The organism is Streptomyces sp. NRRL B-24572 (assembly GCF_002156145.1).
Taxonomy (GTDB): Bacteria; Actinomycetota; Actinomycetes; order Streptomycetales; family Streptomycetaceae; genus Streptomyces; species Streptomyces vietnamensis.
Map to the genome: position 1 here is coordinate 14731 of NZ_MWIG01000156.1, position 19599 is coordinate 34329.

General features: G+C 67.1%; 16 protein-coding genes. 2 read left to right on the plus strand and 14 right to left on the minus strand.

Going from position 1 to position 19599, the window contains the following annotated elements:
• Positions 1-25: 25 nt before the first annotated feature.
• The 3 genes from CCN56_RS10040 to CCN56_RS10055 all read right to left on the minus strand — a co-directional run bounded on the left by CCN56_RS10040 (position 26) and on the right by CCN56_RS10055 (position 2154).
• Complete coding sequence (locus tag CCN56_RS10040; RefSeq protein WP_086825649.1) at positions 26-949, minus strand: hypothetical protein; 924 nt, start codon at positions 947-949, stop codon at positions 26-28.
• 213 nt (positions 950-1162) lie between these two features.
• Positions 1163-1510 carry a hypothetical protein gene (locus CCN56_RS10050; protein ID WP_143664481.1) on the minus strand — a complete coding sequence of 116 codons (348 nt, stop codon included), beginning with the start codon at positions 1508-1510 and terminating at the stop codon, positions 1163-1165.
• A 131-nt stretch (positions 1511-1641) separates the two neighbouring features.
• Positions 1642-2154 carry an ATP-binding protein gene (locus CCN56_RS10055; protein ID WP_256961887.1) on the minus strand — a complete coding sequence of 171 codons (513 nt, stop codon included), beginning with the start codon at positions 2152-2154 and terminating at the stop codon, positions 1642-1644.
• Between the two features lie 254 nt (positions 2155-2408).
• On the opposite strand from CCN56_RS10055, the gene CCN56_RS10060 reads away from it, so the two are divergent.
• Positions 2409-3767, plus strand: coding sequence for a hypothetical protein (locus CCN56_RS10060; RefSeq protein WP_086825655.1), 1359 nt, complete (start codon positions 2409-2411; stop codon positions 3765-3767).
• 6 nt (positions 3768-3773) lie between these two features.
• On the opposite strand, the gene CCN56_RS10065 is transcribed toward CCN56_RS10060, so the two are convergent.
• From CCN56_RS10065 to CCN56_RS10080, 3 genes are all read right to left on the minus strand, one after another.
• Positions 3774-4568 carry a fumarylacetoacetate hydrolase family protein gene (locus tag CCN56_RS10065; protein WP_086825657.1) on the minus strand — a complete coding sequence of 265 codons (795 nt, stop codon included), beginning with the start codon at positions 4566-4568 and terminating at the stop codon, positions 3774-3776.
• A 404-nt stretch (positions 4569-4972) separates the two neighbouring features.
• Complete coding sequence (locus CCN56_RS10075) at positions 4973-5722, minus strand: transposase family protein (protein ID WP_086825658.1); 750 nt, start codon at positions 5720-5722, stop codon at positions 4973-4975.
• A 127-nt stretch (positions 5723-5849) separates the two neighbouring features.
• Positions 5850-6614: an IS5 family transposase gene (locus tag CCN56_RS10080; protein WP_179199777.1), complete on the minus strand. Its 765-nt coding sequence runs from the start codon at positions 6612-6614 to the stop codon at positions 5850-5852.
• Positions 6615-7286: 672 nt separating this feature from the next.
• Here CCN56_RS10080 and CCN56_RS42545 point away from each other — a divergent pair.
• Positions 7287-7610: a hypothetical protein gene (locus CCN56_RS42545; protein WP_143664482.1), complete on the plus strand. Its 324-nt coding sequence runs from the start codon at positions 7287-7289 to the stop codon at positions 7608-7610.
• A 135-nt stretch (positions 7611-7745) separates the two neighbouring features.
• Here CCN56_RS42545 and CCN56_RS10085 read toward each other — a convergent pair whose 3' ends face one another.
• The 8 genes from CCN56_RS10085 to CCN56_RS10120 all read right to left on the minus strand — a co-directional run bounded on the left by CCN56_RS10085 (position 7746) and on the right by CCN56_RS10120 (position 19520).
• On the minus strand, positions 7746-8480 hold the full coding sequence (locus tag CCN56_RS10085) for a hypothetical protein (protein ID WP_143664483.1): 735 nt from the start codon (positions 8478-8480) through the stop codon (positions 7746-7748).
• Between the two features lie 224 nt (positions 8481-8704).
• The gene (locus CCN56_RS10090) at positions 8705-9223 is read right to left on the minus strand and encodes a hypothetical protein (protein WP_143664484.1); all 519 of its coding nucleotides are present in this window, start codon (positions 9221-9223) and stop codon (positions 8705-8707) included.
• A 239-nt stretch (positions 9224-9462) separates the two neighbouring features.
• A complete protein-coding gene (locus tag CCN56_RS10095; RefSeq protein WP_143664485.1) occupies positions 9463-10236 on the minus strand; it encodes a hypothetical protein in 774 nt (257 codons plus the stop codon).
• A gap of 2 nt (positions 10237-10238) precedes the next feature.
• Positions 10239-13823, minus strand: a complete 3585-nt coding sequence (locus tag CCN56_RS10100; protein WP_256961888.1) for an SGNH/GDSL hydrolase family protein — start codon at positions 13821-13823, stop codon at positions 10239-10241.
• Between the two features lie 774 nt (positions 13824-14597).
• Complete coding sequence (locus tag CCN56_RS10105) at positions 14598-15119, minus strand: hypothetical protein (protein WP_143664486.1); 522 nt, start codon at positions 15117-15119, stop codon at positions 14598-14600.
• 242 nt (positions 15120-15361) lie between these two features.
• Positions 15362-18199, minus strand: coding sequence for a hypothetical protein (locus tag CCN56_RS10110; protein WP_143664487.1), 2838 nt, complete (start codon positions 18197-18199; stop codon positions 15362-15364).
• A gap of 245 nt (positions 18200-18444) precedes the next feature.
• A complete protein-coding gene (locus CCN56_RS10115) occupies positions 18445-18960 on the minus strand; it encodes a DUF2690 domain-containing protein (protein WP_179199778.1) in 516 nt (171 codons plus the stop codon).
• A gap of 32 nt (positions 18961-18992) precedes the next feature.
• A complete protein-coding gene (locus CCN56_RS10120) occupies positions 18993-19520 on the minus strand; it encodes a hypothetical protein (protein ID WP_143664488.1) in 528 nt (175 codons plus the stop codon).
• Between the last annotated feature and the right edge of the window lie 79 nt (positions 19521-19599).

Consider the following 19599-nt stretch of genomic DNA (forward strand, 5'->3'; position numbering starts at 1 on the left):
GCGGGCCCACCCGCAGTGACGGGCGTCATGCCACGACCTCCGGCGTCGCCGCGTGCCGCAGCTGACCGCGGAGGAAGATCTGCAGGAGGAGGCGGCGCTCGTCCTCGGGTACGTCCTCCTGGCCGCCGCCGAGGGCCTCGCGGCCGTGGCAGCACAGGTGCTGGTTGGCGATGAGCAGGTCGCCTCGCCCGAGTGGGAACCGGCGCTGTCCGACGATCAGTTCGCGCTCCAGGGCCCGAGCCGCCTTGACGTACGGGTCGGCGGGATCGGCGTCCGCGAGCATCGTGGTCGTGAACCGGACGAAGCCCTCCGACGGCGGCAGGCCGTCGAGGATCGGGAAAGGCTGCCACTCCTCCCCGACGCCCGTGAGCTCGAAGAGCGATCCGTCGATGTACCGCGGGTGGGTCAGGAGCTCGGCGTCGGCGTAGCCGAGCCGGTCCACGGCGCGGCGGACCTGCGAGGTCAGGCTGTGGCCCTGGCCTCTGGGATCGGGGCGGACGCACAGCTGGGCGATGTAGTCCGGCGGGAGCGTGGAGTTCACGACGTCGACATGCATCGGGTCGATGGCGAGGTTGGTGGTCAGCGGCTGCCACAGCGGCCAGCGGTCGAAGGCCCGCAGCGGCGTCGCGATCAAGGAGAGCAGCGCGGTCACTGCCCGCAGGCCCGCCTCCTCGGAGTCGGCCGCGTTGAGCAGCTCGGCCAGCTCGACGACCGCGAAGCCCTCGCCCTCGGGAGCGCCGAGCAGTTGGTGGCAGGTCGTGGTGAACTCGGCGAGGCGGGGCATGCCGGCCAGCACCCCGTGGTACCGCGCGGCGGTCTCGGGCGAGAGCAGCCCGTCGTCACCGAGCCGCCACTCGGGAAGGGCGGCGGCCTGCCGGGCGAGGTCGGCGACGAGCTCCTTCGGCAGGCTCACCCGGTACTCGGGCACGGACACGGAACGGGACGTCATGAAGCACCCCTCGTGGGAATCAGCGGATGGGATACGGATACGGGTGGTCGGTGCGGGCAACGGCGACCCAGATGATCAGGAGGATCGGCACGACAAGGACCGCGAACTGGAAGCAGCCGAAGTCGTAGCGCCGGAGCAGCCGGAGAGGGTGACGGAAGGCCCAGCGGGATCGGGCGAGCCGCCGCCGGGGGATCGTGGCTCTGGGCGCCGAGATCAACGGTGCCTGCGCTTTGATCCCGCCGCCGGCCGAGGGCCGACCACCGTGTCCTTGGGAGCCGCCGTGTTTTCGGGAGAGGAACCGTCCCGGCGGTGCCGTCGCAGATCGGCGAGGGAATCGGGCGTCGAGGCGAACGCGCCCGTCTTCTCCAGCCAGCCCATGAACGAGTCGTGCTCCTCCGGATGGAACCAGAGCGTCACCATCGACGGCGCGACGATCCCCTCGGCCCGTCCCTCCTCGACCACTGTGAGTACCTTCGGCCACTCGGGGCGGTCCACCCGACTGGAAAGCACGGCGGCCCGGTCGACGTAGGCCGCCGCCACGGTCCAGCCGCGCGTCTTCACGTACCGGAGCACGTGCCGTAGCGCCCGCTGGGGCTGTGCCTTCGGGGCGGCGGCTCCGGGAGAAAGGCACGCGTACACGACGACCCGGGCGCCGGGCGGAACTCGCCACGGCGGGGCCTTGACCGCCTGGCTCATGCCGCCCGGCGCCGGTTCGTCGGAGAGGGCTCCCGCATGACCGGGAAGACGCACCACGCGACCGTGCCGTCTTCGGTGAACCCCCAGCTGCCGCCGAGCTCCGTCACGAGCGCGTCCACCAGCCACAGGCCGCGCCCCTGCTCCGCCTCGGCCCCGGCCCGCCTGGGTCTCGGTACCTCGGACGGCGAACCGTCGTCGACCTCCAGGCGGACCTCGTCGCCCACGCGCCGCATGCGCAGGCCCACGGAATCGCTCGTCCCGTGGACGATCGCGTTGCCGACGAGCTCCGAGATCACCACCTCGGCGGAGTCGACTCGCGCCTGGGGCACCCGGCACGCGTTGCGCAGCCAGGCCGTCCCGATCCGCCGCGCCTGAGAGACCCGCGAGGCGTCGCGGACGAAGGAGACGTCCATGGGTGACGGCGCTATGCGCGCGCCGCCGGCCGTGGGGATGCCACGGCAGCCCATGAGGCTCGTGATGATGATCGAGGTGGGTACCGAGGACGCCATTGCCCAGCCTTTCCGCATGTCGGACCCTGGTGGCGAGGCGTGGCCGTGAGGCCGCGCCGTCGCGGTCACCGAACGATGACGGCGGGCCGACGGTCTTTCCTACGGCCCCGATCTCGTCGTTCCGGCCCCCGGCGGGTCCTGGCATGGTCTTCTGGGACTCGGGTGCGTCCTGCCCGGCCGCCGGGCGGGTGGGTGATCGACAATCGCCGCGTACAGGCGGAGGGCCTGACGGCGTCCATGCGAAAGGGGGCACGGTGGGCGACAGACAGCTGACGGTGTTCGGCAGGCTCGTACGGGAACGCGGCTGGGGATACGCACGGTTCGGCCGCGAGTTCCGCAAGGTCTGCGCCGACCTGCGCCTGGACGACGTCACACCACAGCGCAAGCAGTACGACCGGTGGCGCACGGGACAGATCAAGGGCGTGCCGCGCGCCGAGGCGTGTGAGGCACTCGAGGGCATGTTCCCGGGCTGGACGGCCGAGAAGCTGCTCGCCTTAGCAGAGCCCTCGCCGCTGGTAGCGACCGCCAACACCCCACCGACACGCACCGAGCAAGAGCCGAAGCACGCGTCCGAGGCAGGGGCGAACGTGCTCCTGGAGGAGGACGAGATGAAACGGCGAACCCTGATCCGCGGGCTTGTCGTCGGAACGACCCTCGGCATCACCGAGGCGGCCCTGGAGGTCATGGCCGCCGCACGACAGCGCATGGACCTCGCGCTCGAATCGTCGGCCGTCGGGCCGGCGACTCTGGAACGCTGGGAGACCACGGCCTTCGAGTACGCGCACGCCTACCAGACGGTGCCACCACACCGTCTTCTCGCCGATGTCCTCGCCGACTTCACCGAGGTGGAGCGACTGCTGGAACAGCGGCAGCCCATCCGCTACCGCCAACGCCTCTGCCGGGTCGCGGCTCAACTCGCCGCCCTGGCCGGGATCTTCACCTCCGCCCTCGGGGCCCACCGCGAGGCCCGAGGCTGGTTCCACACTGGACGCCTCGCCGCCTCGGAGGCCGGGGACAACCAGCTCGAAGGCGCGTTGACCGTACGCTCGGCCATCGTCTCCCTCTACTACGGCACCCCCGCCTCTGCCCACGAACAGGCCGCCCGAACACGCCACATCCTGGGCGACACCATCGGCCCCGCCACCACTCGCGGCCTCCTCGTCGAGGCCCGGGCACTCGCCCGCATGGGACGTGGGGACGAGGCGCTGCCGCTGCTGCGCCAGGCAGAGGACGCGTTCGGCCGGCTGACCGCCGAGGACCGCGACGACCCCGCATTCGGCCACACCGAGCGGCAGTTCCTCTGGCACCTTGGCAACGCGTGGACGCACCTGGGACGCAACGAGGACGCCTGGCAGGTCCAGCGCCGCGCCCTCGACCTCTACCCGCCCACCGAGTACCTCGACCCGACCCTGATCCGCCTGGACCGTGCCACCTGCCTGGCCCGGAGCGGCGAGCCGGAGGAGGCATACCTCACCGCCACCCAGGCCCTGACGGCGCTGCCGGACGAACACCGCACCGGCATGGTCATGAAGTACGCCACTGACTTCAGCCGCGCCGCCGGACATGGCCAGCTCCCCGCCGGCAAAGAGTTCGCCGAGCTGCTGCGAGCCTGAGCCGAGCTACCGGCCGACGACAGGATTGACGAGGGATCCGATCCCGGAGACATGCACCGCGACCTCGTCACCAGGGACGACCGGGCCCACCCCGGCTGGCGTGCCGGTCAGGAGCACATCACCCGGTTCCAGCGTGACCGCCGCCGTGATGTACGCCAGCAGGGAAGCGACCGGATACAGCATGGTGTCCGTACCGGCCGACTGCCGCTCCTCGCCGTTCACCTCGCAGCGCACGACGAGCTTCGTCGGGTCGAGGTCGGTGGTGATCCACGGGCCGAGCGGGCAGAACGTGTCGAACGCCTTCGCCCAGGACGGCTGCCCGTCCTCCCGTTGAATGTCCCGGGCGGTCACGTCGTTGGCGCAGGTGTAGCCGAAGACATACTTCAGCGCCTGCTCGGCGGGGACGTCGCGGGCCGTACGGCCGATGACCACGGCGAGCTCGGCCTCGTAGTGCACCTCGTGCGACTGGGCCGGGTAGCGGATCGGCTCCCCAGGACCGATCACGGCTGACGGCGGCTTGAAGAAGAGCCGGGGGGCGGCCGGCGTGTCCAGGCTCAACTCAGCGATGTGATCGGCGTAGTTCCGGCCGACCGCCACGATCTTCCCGGGGTTAACCGGGGCGAGCAGACGTACGTCGTGGAGAGGGACGCGGCGGCCGGTGGGCTTCGCCGTTCCCCTCACCGGATCGGTGCTCAGCACCTCCAGGACGTCGTCCCCGTCCTCGGCGATGAGGCGCCCGTGAAGGACGTCGCCCTTCCACTCGAACCTGGCCAGCCGCTGCGATTCACCCGTCAGCCTCATGCCTGAACCGTACCTTCGCGCCCGGGTATGGCGGCCTTTCTCGGACAAGCCCGGGAGAGCCATCGGCCGGTCGCGGCCAGAAAGCGTGGAGGTACACCCGGGCTTGCTCGGTGTCCAGGCCGTTCCTGGAGCAGGATGCAGCGGGTGACCGGGTCGAGGCTGCGCCACCACGCCGGGGCGTCCTTGCGGCTCTTGGGCATGCTGGCGGCCTTGCCGGCCTCCTCCAGGGACGGGTAGGGGCTGACACCTGGGGGCACCGGTTGAAGCCGTTGAAGGTGCCGTCCATGGGGTCGGAGTCGAGGACGGCGGCGTCGAGGGCGAGGCAGATGCCGTCGTACCGGATCAGCCCGCCTACCGTCAGGCGAACAGCTTCGACATCACCCGATCAACCTCAGTAAGGATCTTCAGCGCCGCCTCTCGAGGGTGAGGACGGCCTTGGTGATTGACGTGAGCCGGTTGGGGCTGATCCGGGCTTTGCGGAAGATCCGCCAGGCCTTGAGCCGGGCGAAGGCCCGCTCCACGGGGAAGCGGAGTCGGGCGTGTGCTCGGTTGACGGCTGCTTGTCTGGTGGTGAGGGGGCGTCCGAGGTGGCGTTTGAACGGCACCTGGAACGTGCCTCCAGCCCCGGCGTAGGCCTTGTCGGCGAGGACGGGGATCCGCAGGCGTTCACAGGTCGTGACGATGCGATGGGTGCGGGCCGCGGTGATATCAACCGTACGACCGGGCAGCGCCGGCGAGTACCAGATCAGCTCGCCCACCGGGTCGGTGACGGCCTGGATGTTCACGCCATGCCGTCTGGCCTTGCCCGAGTAGTCGCGCTCGTGGTCGCCGCCCCGGTCGCACTCGGCGATGGTGCCGTCCACCAGGACGTACTCGGGACGCGCACGGCGCAGGGCCTGCGTCAGGGACGGTGCTCTCGCGGCGAGGAGTCTGATCACGCTCTGTACGTAGGCGTGGGCGGTGCCCTCGCTGATGCGGAAGCCCGCGGCGAGTTTCGCGTAAGTGGTGTGCTCGCGCAGGTAGACCAGGGCGATGATGGCGCGCTGTGAGGGCCGCAGTTTGCACCGGCGGTCACCCTCTCGGGTGACGATCAGCATCGTGACCCACTCCACGAGCGCGTGCGGCAGGTCGAGTGAGGCAGGATAGGTGACCAACGAGGCCTCCGGTCACAGTGGTTGAGACGTCAGACATCTCGAACCACTGCCCGAAGGCCTCGCCTGCTATCCGCAGACAGCCGTCACCCGATCGGTGACCACTCTGAAGATCCTTAGTGAGGCGTTTTCATCCTGAATAGCTGCAGGTCAGCAGGGTGTGGACGGCTTGGACGATGGTGCCGATGCGGCGGGTGGAGCATCTGGCTCGCTGGAGGAGTCGCCAGGACTTCAGCAGGGCGAAGGCACGTTCGCCTGGGGCCCTCAGCCTGGCGTGGTCGCGGTTGAACCGCTGGTAGGGCTCGGGCTGTTCGCGGTGGCGGTAGTACGGGGTGCGGACGGTGGCGCCGGCGCCCTGGTAGGCGCGGTCCGCGAGGACGAGGATCTGCCTGGTGAGGCAGGCCTGGACGATGCCGTGGGCCCGGGCGGCGGTCAAGTCGTGGGTGCGGCCGGGTGTCGCGCGGGAGAACCACAGCGGTATGCCATCGGGCCGGGCGATGACCTGCACGTTCATGCCGTGCTTCTTGTGTTTCTGCGAGTAGTACGGCTCGTCGGCGGCGATGCGGTCGATCGGAATCAGGGTGCCGTCAACGATGACGAAGTCGCCCTCACCCAGGCCGGTCAGAGCCTCGTGCAGGCTCGGTGCCCAGGCCGCGAGGACCTCGAGTGTCTCGTCGACATAACGCCAGGCGGTGGCTGTCGAGATACCGAAGCCGTCTGCCAGGGCGGGCAGCGTCTCGTTCTTGCGCAGGTGCACCAGCGCGAGCAGGGCCTGCTGGAAGCAGCCCAGCTTCCGCCACCGCGAACGGCGTTCGCACCTTCGTGCGTAGATGAGCCAGGAAACATGCTCGACCAGCTCATGGGGGACGTCGACCGTGGCACGATACGGGACCAAGCGAAGCTCCTCGGACGATGCATGGTGCGTAGAGAACACCACGGCAACGACCAGGAGCCTCGCCACGTTGCACACCATCGCTGACCTGCCATTTCACCCCACAGAGACAGGATGAAAACGGCTCAGTAGCGTGCATAATTCCTCATTTCCTTAAGGCCGAAAGGGCCGCACGCTACAACAGGCATCTAACATTCGGGCAGGTTTGGTTCTCTAGTACGTCATGCCCCCGAGGGTGAGCTAATGAAAATCGACCACTCGTAGCGCGCAACCACAAGTCGTCAACCTTGGCGAATTTCATCTTGACTTGAAGAAGACAAACCCAAGCCAGATGGATCGCGACTCGACGGGGCCACCGACCATCGCCAATGCGGCGATATTGCTCGATTCCACGCGAACCCGGCAACTCCGGACCCCTTTCACCCCTTCCCAACTTCGCACTCGACCTCCCGGAAGGGTCTGTTTTCAGTCACCGAGCGGAAAATGGTGGTTGAATTCCATAAAGGGGTCGTAATATCGTTCGGAGCGACTCGCAGTTCAGAGTGAATCAATTCAACTGAGGGGATTGACATGCGTCGTTCTGTCGCTTCGTTCGCCGTTTTCGCCATGACTGCGACTGGAATCGTGGGTCTGGCCCCCAGTGCATCCGCCGAATCCTACGGCTGCGCTGGATCCATGGTCTATTCGAAGAACTTGATGGGCGTGGACGGATCCGTGTGGTCCACCGCTCAAATCTACTACTCTTCAGCCAATAACGGCACCAACTGCGCGGTCCTGGTTGCCAAGAAGTGGGCCGGCATCAAGCATGAAATGGGTATAAACCTGGCCGTTGTCGGGCGTACCGGCGTTCAATCAAACAGTGGTCAGTTCGCCTGGTATGCCGGCCCGGTGGTCCAGACGAACACAAACGGTCATTGCGTGGTGAGCGAATTCCGGGAAGGCGCCCCCAACGGCAGCAGCTGGTCCGAAGATGTAACTCCCCACGTCGCTTGCGGCTGATTCCCCCTGCGCCGATTTACGGCGCCCCCCTGGCAGTCTTGTGCTGCGATCGTATCCACCTACGCAGGAGAGAGCACTGAATGTTCTCTCTCCTGCACGGTGAGCACCTTCGTGCCTGATCGACAGAGAGCAGTCTCAGCGGGTGTCGGCGTTGATTGCCGATGCTGTGGAGAGAGTGCTGTTCCGCCGGGATCGGGCCCCGTCAAGGCTCGACTTGTTGTCCTTGATGAGCTGCTTCTGGATGGCGGCTTCCTCGTCGAACCAGACCTTGACCAGACCCGTCGTCGTCTTGCACTCGACGTCGTCCGTCGCGAGTTTGATCTCCTCGGAGCTTGCGGTGCCGGCGGCGGGCGAGTGCAGCTTGTCCGTGTCCCAGATGGTGTTGACCTGATGCCCGCGGTCCTTCATGCACTGGGACCACTGCCCCATGACTGCCTTGACCGCAGCGGTCTCCTGGGAGCGCTCGAAGCTCTCCCCGCTGAGGCGCTCGACCAGGTTTGCGTCGAGAGTGCCGACCTTGCGGTTCACCTCGCCGGTGCAGCCTCCCTCGGGGAGCGCCTCGCCCTTGAAGGAGGTGACGTCGCTGTCGCCTTGACGGCCCTGAAGAACCGTGACGGCGTCAGCGGCGTCGCGCTCTGGGGGCGGCGTGCTCTCCCGGCCCGGGTGCGGGGGCCGATAGCCGTACTCCTTGGCCTCGGCGAGGTCGGTCAGTCCGTAGCGACGGGGCATGTTGGAGGCGTTGTCCGCGAGCGGAGGGGCGGTGCCGAGGTCCTCGGTCCGCCAGTTGGCGAACCCGAAGCGGCGCATGCAGGCGATCTCCGCGTTGTCCCTGGCCTGCTGGACGGCGATTTCGTCGGCGTAGGAGGTCATGTACGCCTCCAGTGGCAGCGCCAGACCCTTGGCAAGGCCGCGCGTGGGTACCTTGGCGGGCCAGTTGTCCCGGAATACCTGCGGCCCGGGCTGGGCGGGGTCTGCCGCGGGGGCGGCCGCGTTCCGGGCGGGGGGAGCGTCGATCGTCTGCTGGCCGCAGCCTGCCAGCACAGCCGCCAGAGAAGCGGATGCGAGAGAAACGGTCCATGTGCGTCGCATTGTCATCACAGCCTCGCGCTACTCGCGTTCTCGTTCTTCAGGGCAGCGATCAAGTTCTCGTTGTGGCCGGACTCGATGGTCTGGTACGTGCCCTGCTGATTGCTGTAGTAGAAGATCCGGTGGGATCGGGAGTCTCCGTTGGAGGCGCCGGCAGCGTTGTTCTTTACGCTGAACCCGGATCCGTCTTCCGCTCCTTGGCATTTGCTGCCGTTCGGCAGTGACGAGCTTCCGTACCCGAACCCGTATCCGTAGTTGAACTGGTAGCGGACTTCCTGCACACCCGAGGAGGTCAAGTAGTCGTAGCCGAGATGCGAATCCTCGGTTCTGTTGGTGGTGAAGCACGGGCTCACGAAGATCCCGATGTTCTGCATGCTGTTGTAGAAGATTGCCAGGCAACTCGTCGTCGAGCTGCAGTGGGAATCCGTGTAGGTGACGTAGGCGTTGGCGGGGGAAGCCGGAACGAGTACGGCCGCCAGCGCTGCGGTCGCCGTGGCAGCTGCTCCTAATATTGTCCGTCTGGACAAGGCGTGTACCTCAATTCACGTTTGTTTTGTCCGTCTCGGGAAGAATCGACCATGTGGCCCGCTACGTCTGGCGGGCCTCCAGGGCCGACAGTGAATCGCTGTGGGGTCCGTCTTCTTCGTCTGGATCCGTGATTTGCCGCGCAATCACGTAGCTTTTGCCACCCAAGCGTTTCGCACACTACTTCGATCGCGGTGACGGTGCGCACGCGTGTCCTGAAGACATCATGAAGATGGCCGATTCAGCACGAGGCTGCAGGAGCGGCGATGGTGGAATTCTCCGCCTTGCTGCCTGAGATGGGCCGGGTGAGCCGATAGCACTGATTGACCGTTCCGTCCCAACTGGAGATCGTGGCGGAGACGGACACTGTTCTTCCCTCGCGCGTCACGCCATGGACCGTCAGAAGGTCCGGTCGTCCGGCGGGATCAAGCTCCTGCTGGATCCCGCCGGCGGTCAGGGCTTCGCCCGACATGCGCGCCAGGCGCGTGCGCGCCTCTCGAGCCACGTTGCGGATCTCGTTGCTCGCTCGGCACGTGTCGGAACCCTTGACAGTCACCTGGGATGTCCATGTGCCGCCGTGTCCAGGGGTGTACGTGAAGGCGAGGCACCGGACCATCCTGGCGGTCCTGGCTCCGTAGAAGCCGACCGTCTCGTACTCAACAGCTTTCTCGACAAGGGCGGTGAACCCTCCGTGCGCGACGTCGTACCTGATCACTGGTGCTTCGGTGTGCTTCCAGATCAGGCCGGTGAGTACGTCGGCGCGGGTGGTGCCACTCGTCTGGAGTGCGCGGCCGGAGGCATCCGCCGTGCGGTCGGCCTGCGAGAGGATCGAGGTGAGCGCCTTCTCCTCGTTCTCGCGGGTGGTTTGTCGGTTGTGGCTGGACGAGTACCAAAGCCACGAGACGGTGACACCGAGTAGCAAGATCAGCACTGTCAGGATGGTCAGGCACCCGCCGGTCACGAAGCGGTTGCCCCGCTTCGTGACCGGCGCGCCAGCACGAGGGTCGGAGAGCACCTCTAGCCGCCGTAGTAGCCGATGTCGGCCAGTGTCTGATCCATGACCGCAGCATAGGCCGTAGTGCCGCGGTCCTTCGGGTGGAAGGACTCCAGGCTGAGGCATATGTTCTCGCCCGGCTTGGGGATGCAGGGGACCTGGTTCTTCGGATCGCCGTCGTGGAAGTCGCCGTCACCGTTCGGCCCCGCCACGATCCCGTTGATCCACTCATCGGTGTCACACACCGCGTGCCCTTGGAAGGCGGGGATGGCGTCGGCGAACGCCACCTTGACCCCTCCCTGCTTCAGTTCTCCCACCTTGGCTCGCTGCTTGTCGCGTATGTAGTCGGCCATGGAGTTCAACGCCTCGTCGTTGGCCGCCTGGCACTGTGTCTGGCTCGCGATGCGCGGATAGTTCATGAGGACGATCTGAGCATTCGGTGCCTTCAGTGCGATGCTCTGGATGAGGTATCCGGTGTCCGTCACGGCCTGGTCGATCCTTGCCGTGTAGTCGTTCTTGTCACACACGCCGATGACCCAGCAGTTGGTGACGGCTTCCGTGAAGGCGTCACCGTCGTTCCCGCCGATGGTCAGCATGACCAAGGTGGTGTCAGGACTGAGGACTCCGGAGTCGCTCTGGCTCTTCTCGTGGTAGTTCCCCATGATCCCCCAAGCGTTGGGGTTACCCGAGGTCAGCTGCCAGGTGTGCGCACCGGAGCAGGTCACGTTCTGAAAGGCCACGGACTCGCTGTAGCCGTCGCTGAGCGCGCCGATGCCGGTGCTCTGGAACGGCAGGATCACCTTGCGGGGCCAGGAGTTGGCACTGCGCCGGCATGCGTTCCATCGGCTGGTTCCGTGTGAGGTGTTCGACTCGGGCGAGTAGTTGCCCGCGCCCTCGCCGGAGGAGTAGGAGTCTCCCATGGCGACGACGAAGTGCTGTGGCTTCTTCGCGAAGATCTGGAAGGCGACGCCGTCCCAGGCGATGTCTTCGTCGGCGGTGCCGTCGTCGGTGGTGTTCGAGAGCTCGACCTTCGGGGTTCCGGTGAAGTGGTAGACGCCGAGGTCCACCCACTTGTTGGTGCTGAAGTGCGTGTTGACGTAGCGGTCGCGGTCGCCGCCCGCGACACCCTTGATCACGTAGTGGGCCTGCTGGGTGTGCGTCCCGGTGTCAGGCATGTGCGCGAAGACGCGGACCCACTTGTCCAGGCTCTGGCCGAGGGTCCAGGTGCCGGTGATGGTCATCCGAGCGTTGGGCCCGCCGAGATGTTTGTCGTCGCGGGTGTGGGCGTACCAGAAGTGGCCGTCGTAGCCTCCGCCGATCTGGTGCAGATCACCCTTGGCCTCGTACTTGCCCTCCGCGTCCGGGTAGAAGGTGAACTGGAAGCTTCCGGAGGACTGGGATGTTCCACAGTCGCTCCAGGTCTGCGTCCCGTTCGGCAGTGACTCCACGACGAGGGCACCGGAGGGAAGCCCCGTGGGGGTGCAGGTCGGGGTGCCGTATTGAAGGCGGTAGCCTCGGCCAGGTTCGGCACGCAGCGTCTGGTACTTGATGTTCTCGTTGCCGCAGGTGCTCGCGCAGTCACCCTTCCAAGTGACGTTGGACCCGCGGTACCAATACTGGGAGTAGCAGAGCTCGGTGGTGCACTGCGGCGGGTTGTTCGGGTCGCAGCTGTTCGCCGTGTTGCAGAAGGCGCTCAGCGGCGGCTTGACCCGTGTGCGGTCCGGGACACTGATCCACCAGGCAGGCCGGAAGCCGGCGGAGGAGAAACCGGACTCACCCGGCCAGTCCTGTCGGCCATCAGTGGAGTAGGAGTGACCGGTGTCGATGGACCAGGCCGCCCAGCCCATCACCTTCTCCTCGTACGGCCAGCGCTCCGGGTGCGCCGCGTCCTGCGGACTTCCGTCCATGAAGGGGCCGCGGGACGCCGGATACATCGGGTTGGCGGGGTTGTTGTACCAGCCCAGACCCCACGGAGCCCCCGGAGTGGTGGGAGCGTTGAACCCGAGGTTGTAGTTCCAGAGCGCGGCGAACCAGTTCTCCGGCTTGGCGGGGTCGTCGTTGTTGACGGTGATCTTCTGCCCGTCCTTGTGCAGCTCGTTCCACTTGGCGGCCAGGATGTACATCGACGCGGCGATGTTCACGGTGTAGTCCAGCGCCACGGCCCGCTGCGTGGCGGGGGCGTACGAGGTCTCGCCCTGCTTCTCGTGGCCGGCCATCCGCATGCCGTCGGTGACCTGGCCGACACCGTAGCCACAGTCGGAGTTGCCCCAGTCGATCTTCCAGTAGGAGTCCGAGTCGCTGCCCTTGTGCCCGTAGAAGCCGGCGACGGCGGCGAGTGGGTTGCCCATCTGGCCAGGAATCGCGCCCGATTCGGCCTGCCAGAGGTTCGACTCCTGGGCGAGCACGCCGAGGAGAACCTGGGCGGGGATACGACCTCCACCCGTCAGTGTCGGTCGCGGAAACAGCCCCTGCGGATCGATCGTGCCCAGACCGATCTGAGAGCGCCAGCCACCCTGCGTGATCCACTGGGAGCGCAACTCGCCACGCACCGCCATGTCGACCGCCCACTCGACCTGGTTCGGTGTCGGCTGCAGCGCTTGGCTGTTCACATCGTTCCGAGGTACCGAACACCAGCGGTCTGTGTCGATCGGATCATTGGCGATCGCCGTGGCCGTGGCGGTGAGAGTCGAGGAGGTGCGCGCAGCCTTGCCGACGGTGGCCAGAGTCGGCGATGGGGTGCTCTTGCCGGATCCGCTGCCCTGGTCCTCAACCGGCTGAACGAGGTGCTTGCCGGTCGCCGTCGCCGTGGCCGTCACTGTCAGCGGCTGCTCGTCGCTCGACTGCGACGAGGGTGTACCGGAGTCCCGCGGCGCGGGTTCTGACGTCGTGAAGTCCCGCCCCGCGCCCCTGATCCGCTCCAGACCCCTTCGTATCGCGGGCGAGAGGACCGGGTCGACGGCCAGACGGCCGTCGCTGGAGACATCGACATCGGCCGGCGCAGCCAGGTAGGTGATTCCGGTGCCGGCGGTGAGGGGAGTTCCCTCAGGGCGACCGGTGAGGAACACCTTGCTGGTGCCGCCCCGCTTCAGGCCGAGGTCGCCGAGCTTTCCGGTGGCGAAGGTAGCGGTGCGTCCGTGCGCCTGCCGCAGCTTGGCGTGGGCCGTGTTGTTGCGGTGGTCGAGGAAAGCAACGTTGTCCTTCCCTGAGGGATGGATCTCGAAGGGCACGCTGTCCGTGTCGGTGAGCTTCTTGATCTTCCCCGTCCGGTTCACATGCACCAGGCTGCGGCCGCGCGCGGCGATCGTGCCGTCCGCGACGGGGACGGCGGAGGTCAGCTGCCCTGTGGCGACCGTGTCGGACACGGTCTCACCAGCGACGTTCACCGTGAGAAGCCGACTCCGGCCCTCCCGGAACGCGGTGAACGCAGCGGTGCGCGTGTCTGGGTTGCAGGCCGGATCGAAGTAGGCCAGGGAGGCCGTGAACGGCAGCTTCGTGACATGACCTGTCTCCAGGTCGACGATGGCGGTGAACGCACCGCCCGACATCAGGTCCGGGTGGTTCGTGAAGGCCCGAGGGGCGTATACGACCGCGATGTGCGAGCGGTCCATGACGCACTCGTTCCCGATCCAGGAATCCGCCTGCATCCCAGACTCGGCCAGGACGGCGACGGTCCTCCACTGGTACGCGTCGGCGCTGTCGGCGGTGAGGATGTGCAGGCCGTCTGTGTCGGCTGCGGAGGTGACGGCCCGGTCCGGGGAACTCCGCCATCCTTGGCCGAGGTTCTTGTCGGCATCAATGCCCTGAGGCGAAGGCGACGGCGTGACCTGTTTTCCGCGGCTGGGGTCGGGTGCTGCCGTCGCCGACTGGCTGGTTTGGAGGAAGCCGGCTACCAGCGTGGCTCCGGCCAGCATGGCAGCCGCGCGGCGTAAGCCTCTTCTGTCTATTCGTGACGCTCTGGTCAACGTTCTGCACACTCCTGATGATCGAAGGGAAGCGGGGCGTTCCGGATGTGTCGGTACAGGAGCACAGCAGCTGGGGTTCCGCCCGAACTGCGGCGCTCCTGCATGCTCGCGCCGATCAAGCCGCTGCGGCCTTGGCGGCGGCCCGCTGAACTGCGGCCGCAGCCGCGTCGAATTCGTCGATATGGGCAGCGATCTTGCTGCGCTGGGCGTTCGACACCGCGTCGAACCACACTTGGGTGACGCTGTGTGCGACCCGGCAGTCGATGTCCGCCTCAGCGGTCTCGATCTCCAGCGGCGTGCCGCGGTGAGGATGCTGTCAGGGTAGTCAGGCACCCGCCGGTCACGAAGCGGTTGTCCCGCTTCGCGACCGGCGCGCTGGCACCAGGATCGGAGAGCACCTCTACCCGCCGTAGTAGCCGGTCAGGAGTTCTCGGCGATCTCCCCGCCGGATACGAAAAGGACGTAAGTTCCGGTCGAGTCGGACATGGGGCCGGATCTGCGCAGGAGCGCGTGCGCGCTGCGGGACACGTACAAGGAACTGAACACAGTCTGGTGTTCCTTGGTGTAGAGGGCGTCGACCTGCTGCTTCGCCGTCCTGAACCACGCAACCGCGCGCTCGTTGTTCCAGCCCGGTATTCCGGTCTTGACGCAGTCCTCCAGAAACGCCCCGGCCTTCGTCCTGCCAGCGTTCACCAGGCACGAGAATCCGACGATGTCGCCCTGCTCCGTCGGGACGCCGGCGATGGAGAGCTGCTCTTCGCCGCCGCTCGACACAGCCCCGGCGAAGTGCCAGATCTTGCGGTCCCCGGGGGCGTCGATGAGCTTCTGCTTGCCGAGAGGGATGTCCCAGCGCGCGGCAAGACCGGTCAGGAAGTCGTCCACCCGGTAACCGGGGGTGATGACCTTGCTCTCCCCCAGCTTCGGCGCCCGGTCGGCCGTCACGGCCCGCTCCGGCCAGTCCGCGGCGGACGGCGGCTTCGGGGCCGTTGTACGGGGAAGGGCCGTCGAGGATGCGGACGGCAGCGGGGCGGACGGGTTCGGGACGGACGATGCCGACGTGCCGACGGACCCGGAGCCCGGCTCCGCCGCCGTATCTTCATGTTGCGTGCAGCCGGCCAGGCCGGCGGCAGCCGCGAGAGCGACTGCCGCCGCGACCCGGCGGCGCATAGACTCCGCGCTGCCCATCAGTGCCCAAACGCGCAGTTGCCTGCGTCTGGGTTCGTGACGGGAACGAAGGCCACAGCGTCGAACGCCACGTTGGCGTCCCCGGTGCCGGGGAGATGCTCGTTGTCCATCTCCACACCGCCCCCCTTCCAGAAGCTCATGGAGCCCAGCTTGAACCAGGCATCCTTGCCCTGGGTCCGGTTCAACTGGCTCACCTTGCAGGTGTCCGCGGCCAGACCGACCTGGTTGACGCCCGGCTTGACGGTGTAGCGGACAGTAGCTTCGGCTCCATGGTTGGGCAAGTGGATCCACACGTTGTAGCGCTTGCCCGGCTTGTCTGCCGTCGGAAGGTTCGCCGGGTTCAGCGTCCACCGGCCCGTCACCTTGTGGAAAAAGTCGCTCTCCGGGTAGGAGTGCGTGAAGAAGACATGGCCGTTATAGCCAGCGCCCAACTGATGGACGTCGATCTGCGCGATGGCCGGGGTAGCCCGCCACGTGAGGAGTTGATCGCGGTACATGAGGAGGCCGTCCCCGTACTGCATCGTGAACTTGCCGTCCGACGTAGCCTCAGAAGCCGCGCATCCGTAGACGTCCTCCCGCCCGTTGAGGTCGTCGATGACGATGGTGCCCGGAGTGCCGTCGGGGGTGGTCATGCACGGCCCCGACGGGTACTTGGCGATGAGTGCCGACTCGGGGGAACCGAGGGCGAACCGCAGCTGTTCACGAGAGGAGTTGCTCTCGCTCTGGCCGGTGATCCAGGCGGCGCTGCCGGCCCAGCGGCAGCTCTCGTTCATGGCCGGGCAGGGGTTGGTCGTACCTGGCGTGCAGTTGTTGACCGAGGGGGCGCAGAACATGCCGTAGTTCGTCGGCAGGTTCAGCAGAGACTGGGCGCCGGGGAAGTCGGGGACCATGTACGAGGGTTCCCAGTTCCACGTCTTGTGCGGGGTCTCCGCCCAGCCGAGGACCTTCTCCTGGTACGGCCAGTTGGCGGGGTGCGCGGCGTCGTCGAACGTCGCCCGGAGGAAGCCCTGGCGGTCCGGCGGGTAGTTCGCGTTGGCCGGGTTGTTGAAGAAGCCGAGGCCGCGGGGTGCGGTCGGGTCGGTGTAGACGCCGCTGTTGTAGCCCCACAGCGCCATGTACCAGTTCTCGATCCACTGCGGGCTGCCGCCGTTGACCTCCATGCCGAGCGCCTTGAGCTGGTTCCACTTCTCGGCGAGGATCTGCATGCCGGCCGCGATGTTCGTCGCGTAGTCGGTGGTGATGGCCCCGGCCCGAGTGGTGTCGAAAGGCGGGCTGTCGTAGTCCCGCATGCCTGAGGTGACCTGGGCGATGCCATAACCGCAGTCGGACTTACCGCTGTTCGGGTAGTGGTGAATGCTGGCACCGTTGCCGAACCAGTCTGCCTGGAGGACGTTGCCAGCCGCACCGTTCACCGAGTGCCAGGACGCCTGCTTGAAGTTGGACTCCTGGGCGAGGATACCGAGGACCACCTGCGCCGGGATGTCGCCGCCGCCTGTCAGGACCGGCTTGGGAAAGAGGCCTTGCGGGCTGTACGCGGGCAGGCCGGTGTCATGCCAGTTCGCCGGACGCTGCGTCGTCAGGTACCCATGCACGGCCTGGTCGACCGCCCACTCCACCTGATTGGCGCTCGGCTGGAGCGCCTGCCGCTTCGGGTCATTCCGTTTGACCAGGCACGGGATCTCGTAGCCCTTCACCTGACCGTCAACGACGAAGACTTCGGCACCCTCTCTGGAGAGGCAGATCGACTCCTTGACGCCCTCATCGCAGTTGTAGGGCTCGACGTCGTCCCTCGGCTCCGTATCAGCTGCGAGCGCCTGCGCGCGCGGGGTGGGAGTGCCGGAGACAGTGAAGGCAGCCGGATCCAGGGCGAGCGACGCCGCGCCGCCAGTCTTCACCCGCGCGGTGTCGGTGTCGAAGGCGACCGAGGCCTTGGCACCCGTGCGGACGGCCGTCGCCTGGATACGGATCAGGCCTGCGGCCCGGCCGTCGGCGGTGGCCTTCGCCTCCGGAGTGCCCTCGGGCGCCGTGATTCCCTTCAGCTCGTCCGAAACGAGCGACGTGGTGATCAGGTGGCCTTCGCGCGATACGCCCGCGGGAGGACCGTTGAAGGGCTGGGTCTTGAGGCCGGGCGCACGCGAGGTGTCGACACCAGCCACATCACCGACCGCGAGGGAACCCCCCTTCTGCGGGAACAGCTTGAGCTTCCCGATCTCACCCGAGCCGAGCATGGTGAGCTTTCCGCCGTGCCAGCGATTGATGACACTCTTGCGACCCTGCACGACACCGAGGTCGAGGGCCCCGTTGGCGGACGACGTCAGCGCGAAGACCGGGCCGGGCAGCGCGGTCTGCTTCTGTGCCCGTGTCGACTTCCCACGGCCGGTCAGCTTCACGAGGTCGCCATTGAGCACACCGTAGTCACCACGCGGGGTGGGCAGGGCATGGGTGAGCTGCCCGGGGAACTTCCTGACGCCGATGGCCTTGCCCGCCGCCGCGTCCGCCTCGATGACAGTGGTCTTCCCGGGGCCGGCGTCCGTGGCCGAACTGCTGGAGAACAACACCCGGTCGTCCTCGCCGCAGCCCGGCGAGTAGTAGGAGAGCTGCACGCCCTGGGCGACCTCGGTGACCTTGCCGTCGCTCAGCCGCACAACCGCGGCGAACGCGCCCCGGTAAGCCGCACCGGGCTTGTTGGTCCACAGCGCCGGCATGTAGACGGCTGCCGCGTACCGGCCGGAGCCCGTGGTACACACGTACCCCGTCCACGGGCCGGCGTCGATGTCCTTGCGCCGCAGGGAAGCGACCTCGCGGAAGGTGTAGCCCTCCCGCTCCGAGGCCGTCACGATGTGGAAGCCGTCCGAGTCGCCGGTACCGCTGACGATCACGTCGCCGGAGCTCTCGTAGTCCTTGCCGAGGGCCTTCTCCGGCGCGCCGAACAGGATGTTCGTGGTGGCGTCGGCTGCCTCGGCGGGCGCGGTCCGGACCACGAACGGGATCAGGGCCAGCGAGGACGCCAGCACGGCAGTCGCAGCCACCTGCGCGGTGAGCCGCTGCCGTGGCGTCCGTAAGTGCTTCAGCATGGTCCCTCTCATATCCACTCCGTGCAGTTGCCGTTGACAAGCGGAGTGACGACTACGCGGCCACCCTCTTCATAGAGCAGGGGTTCCGGATCCCAGGCATCCTTCAGGCCGTTCCAGCAGGCCTTGCTGGTGTTCTTCCAGTCGCCCATGGGCGAGACGTCGCTTGCGTTGGTCGAGGTGATGCTGGGGGTGGGGCGGGGCGACTCGAAGCCGCCCAGCGTCGGCATCTGCCAGAGCGCCGCCCAAACCGGGTACTTGTAGAGGGGGTTGACGCTCACCTTTGTCCAGGTGGCCCCGCAAGCGGGCGAGAAGACCAGCTTCAGCTCGATGTCGTTGCCTTGGTTGATCTGTTCGAGGACCTGGGCATCGGCGTCGCATCCCATGGTGACCGGGTTCTTGCCCGTACAGGCCGACCGGAAGCAGCCGGCCGTCTCGGCGGCCGATGCCGTCGGCGTCGCCAGTATCTGGGACAGAGATAGGAGCGCGACCGCGGCTCCTACCCGTCCCCAACTTCTTGTGCGCACAGCGTTCTCCTTGAGCGAGATCAGTGGATGTACTACCGGTAGATGTCCACGACCACGCGGTTCGGCTGCGTGAGAGTGAAGACGTTGTAGCGGGAGACGGGACCGTCGAGGGTGATCCCGAAGTCCATCGCGGCGGTGAACCCGAGGATGTTGCCGGTCGAGTAGATGTACTGGGTCGCCTTGACCGTCGGCAGGTTGAACGCCTCCAGGCTCGGGTTCGTCGCGGTGAAGTCCCCGGGGTCGGCGCCCTTGAGGCTGAGGAAGAGGTAGGAGGAGCCGGTGGTGGTCAGGGTCCTCGGCTCACCACCCGGGGTGTCGTACCCGGGGCTCGTGGACTGACGGGCCTCGACGGTGGGCAGCGGTCCCGCACCCAGGTCGAAGACCACGCGGTCGTAGCCGGTGTGGGTGGCGGCACGTACGCCGTCGACGCAGATGTCCTCACAGACCTCGGCCGTCGCCGCTGGCGCGGCCGAGGCCGTGGGCGCGGCGGCCAGCGTCGTGAGGAGAACCGTGGCGGCCGGGGCGACGAACCGCCCGAGCACGCGTCTTGCAGTACGCATGGTGGCTCCTTCTTCAGATCGGAAGAGCCGCAGCGTAGGACAGGTACCTGACATCCCGCCTACTGATCTTTTCGTTAGT

What these genes read in the sequence shown, in the direction of transcription:
- CCN56_RS10040 (WP_086825649.1), bottom strand. Translation starts at nt 949, where the DNA reads ATGACGTCCCGTTCCGTGTCCGTGCCCGAGTACCGGGTGAGCCTGCCG.
- CCN56_RS10055 (WP_256961887.1), bottom strand. Translation starts at nt 2,154, where the DNA reads ATGGCGTCCTCGGTACCCACCTCGATCATCATCACGAGCCTCATGGGC.
- CCN56_RS10065 (WP_086825657.1), bottom strand. Translation starts at nt 4,568, where the DNA reads ATGAGGCTGACGGGTGAATCGCAGCGGCTGGCCAGGTTCGAGTGGAAG.
- CCN56_RS42545 (WP_143664482.1), top strand. Translation starts at nt 7,287, where the DNA reads ATGGTCTATTCGAAGAACTTGATGGGCGTGGACGGATCCGTGTGGTCC.
- CCN56_RS10085 (WP_143664483.1), bottom strand. Translation starts at nt 8,480, where the DNA reads ATGACCTCCTACGCCGACGAAATCGCCGTCCAGCAGGCCAGGGACAAC.
- CCN56_RS10100 (WP_256961888.1), bottom strand. Translation starts at nt 13,823, where the DNA reads ATGGACCGCTCGCACATCGCGGTCGTATACGCCCCTCGGGCCTTCACG.
- CCN56_RS10120 (WP_143664488.1), bottom strand. Translation starts at nt 19,520, where the DNA reads ATGCGTACTGCAAGACGCGTGCTCGGGCGGTTCGTCGCCCCGGCCGCC.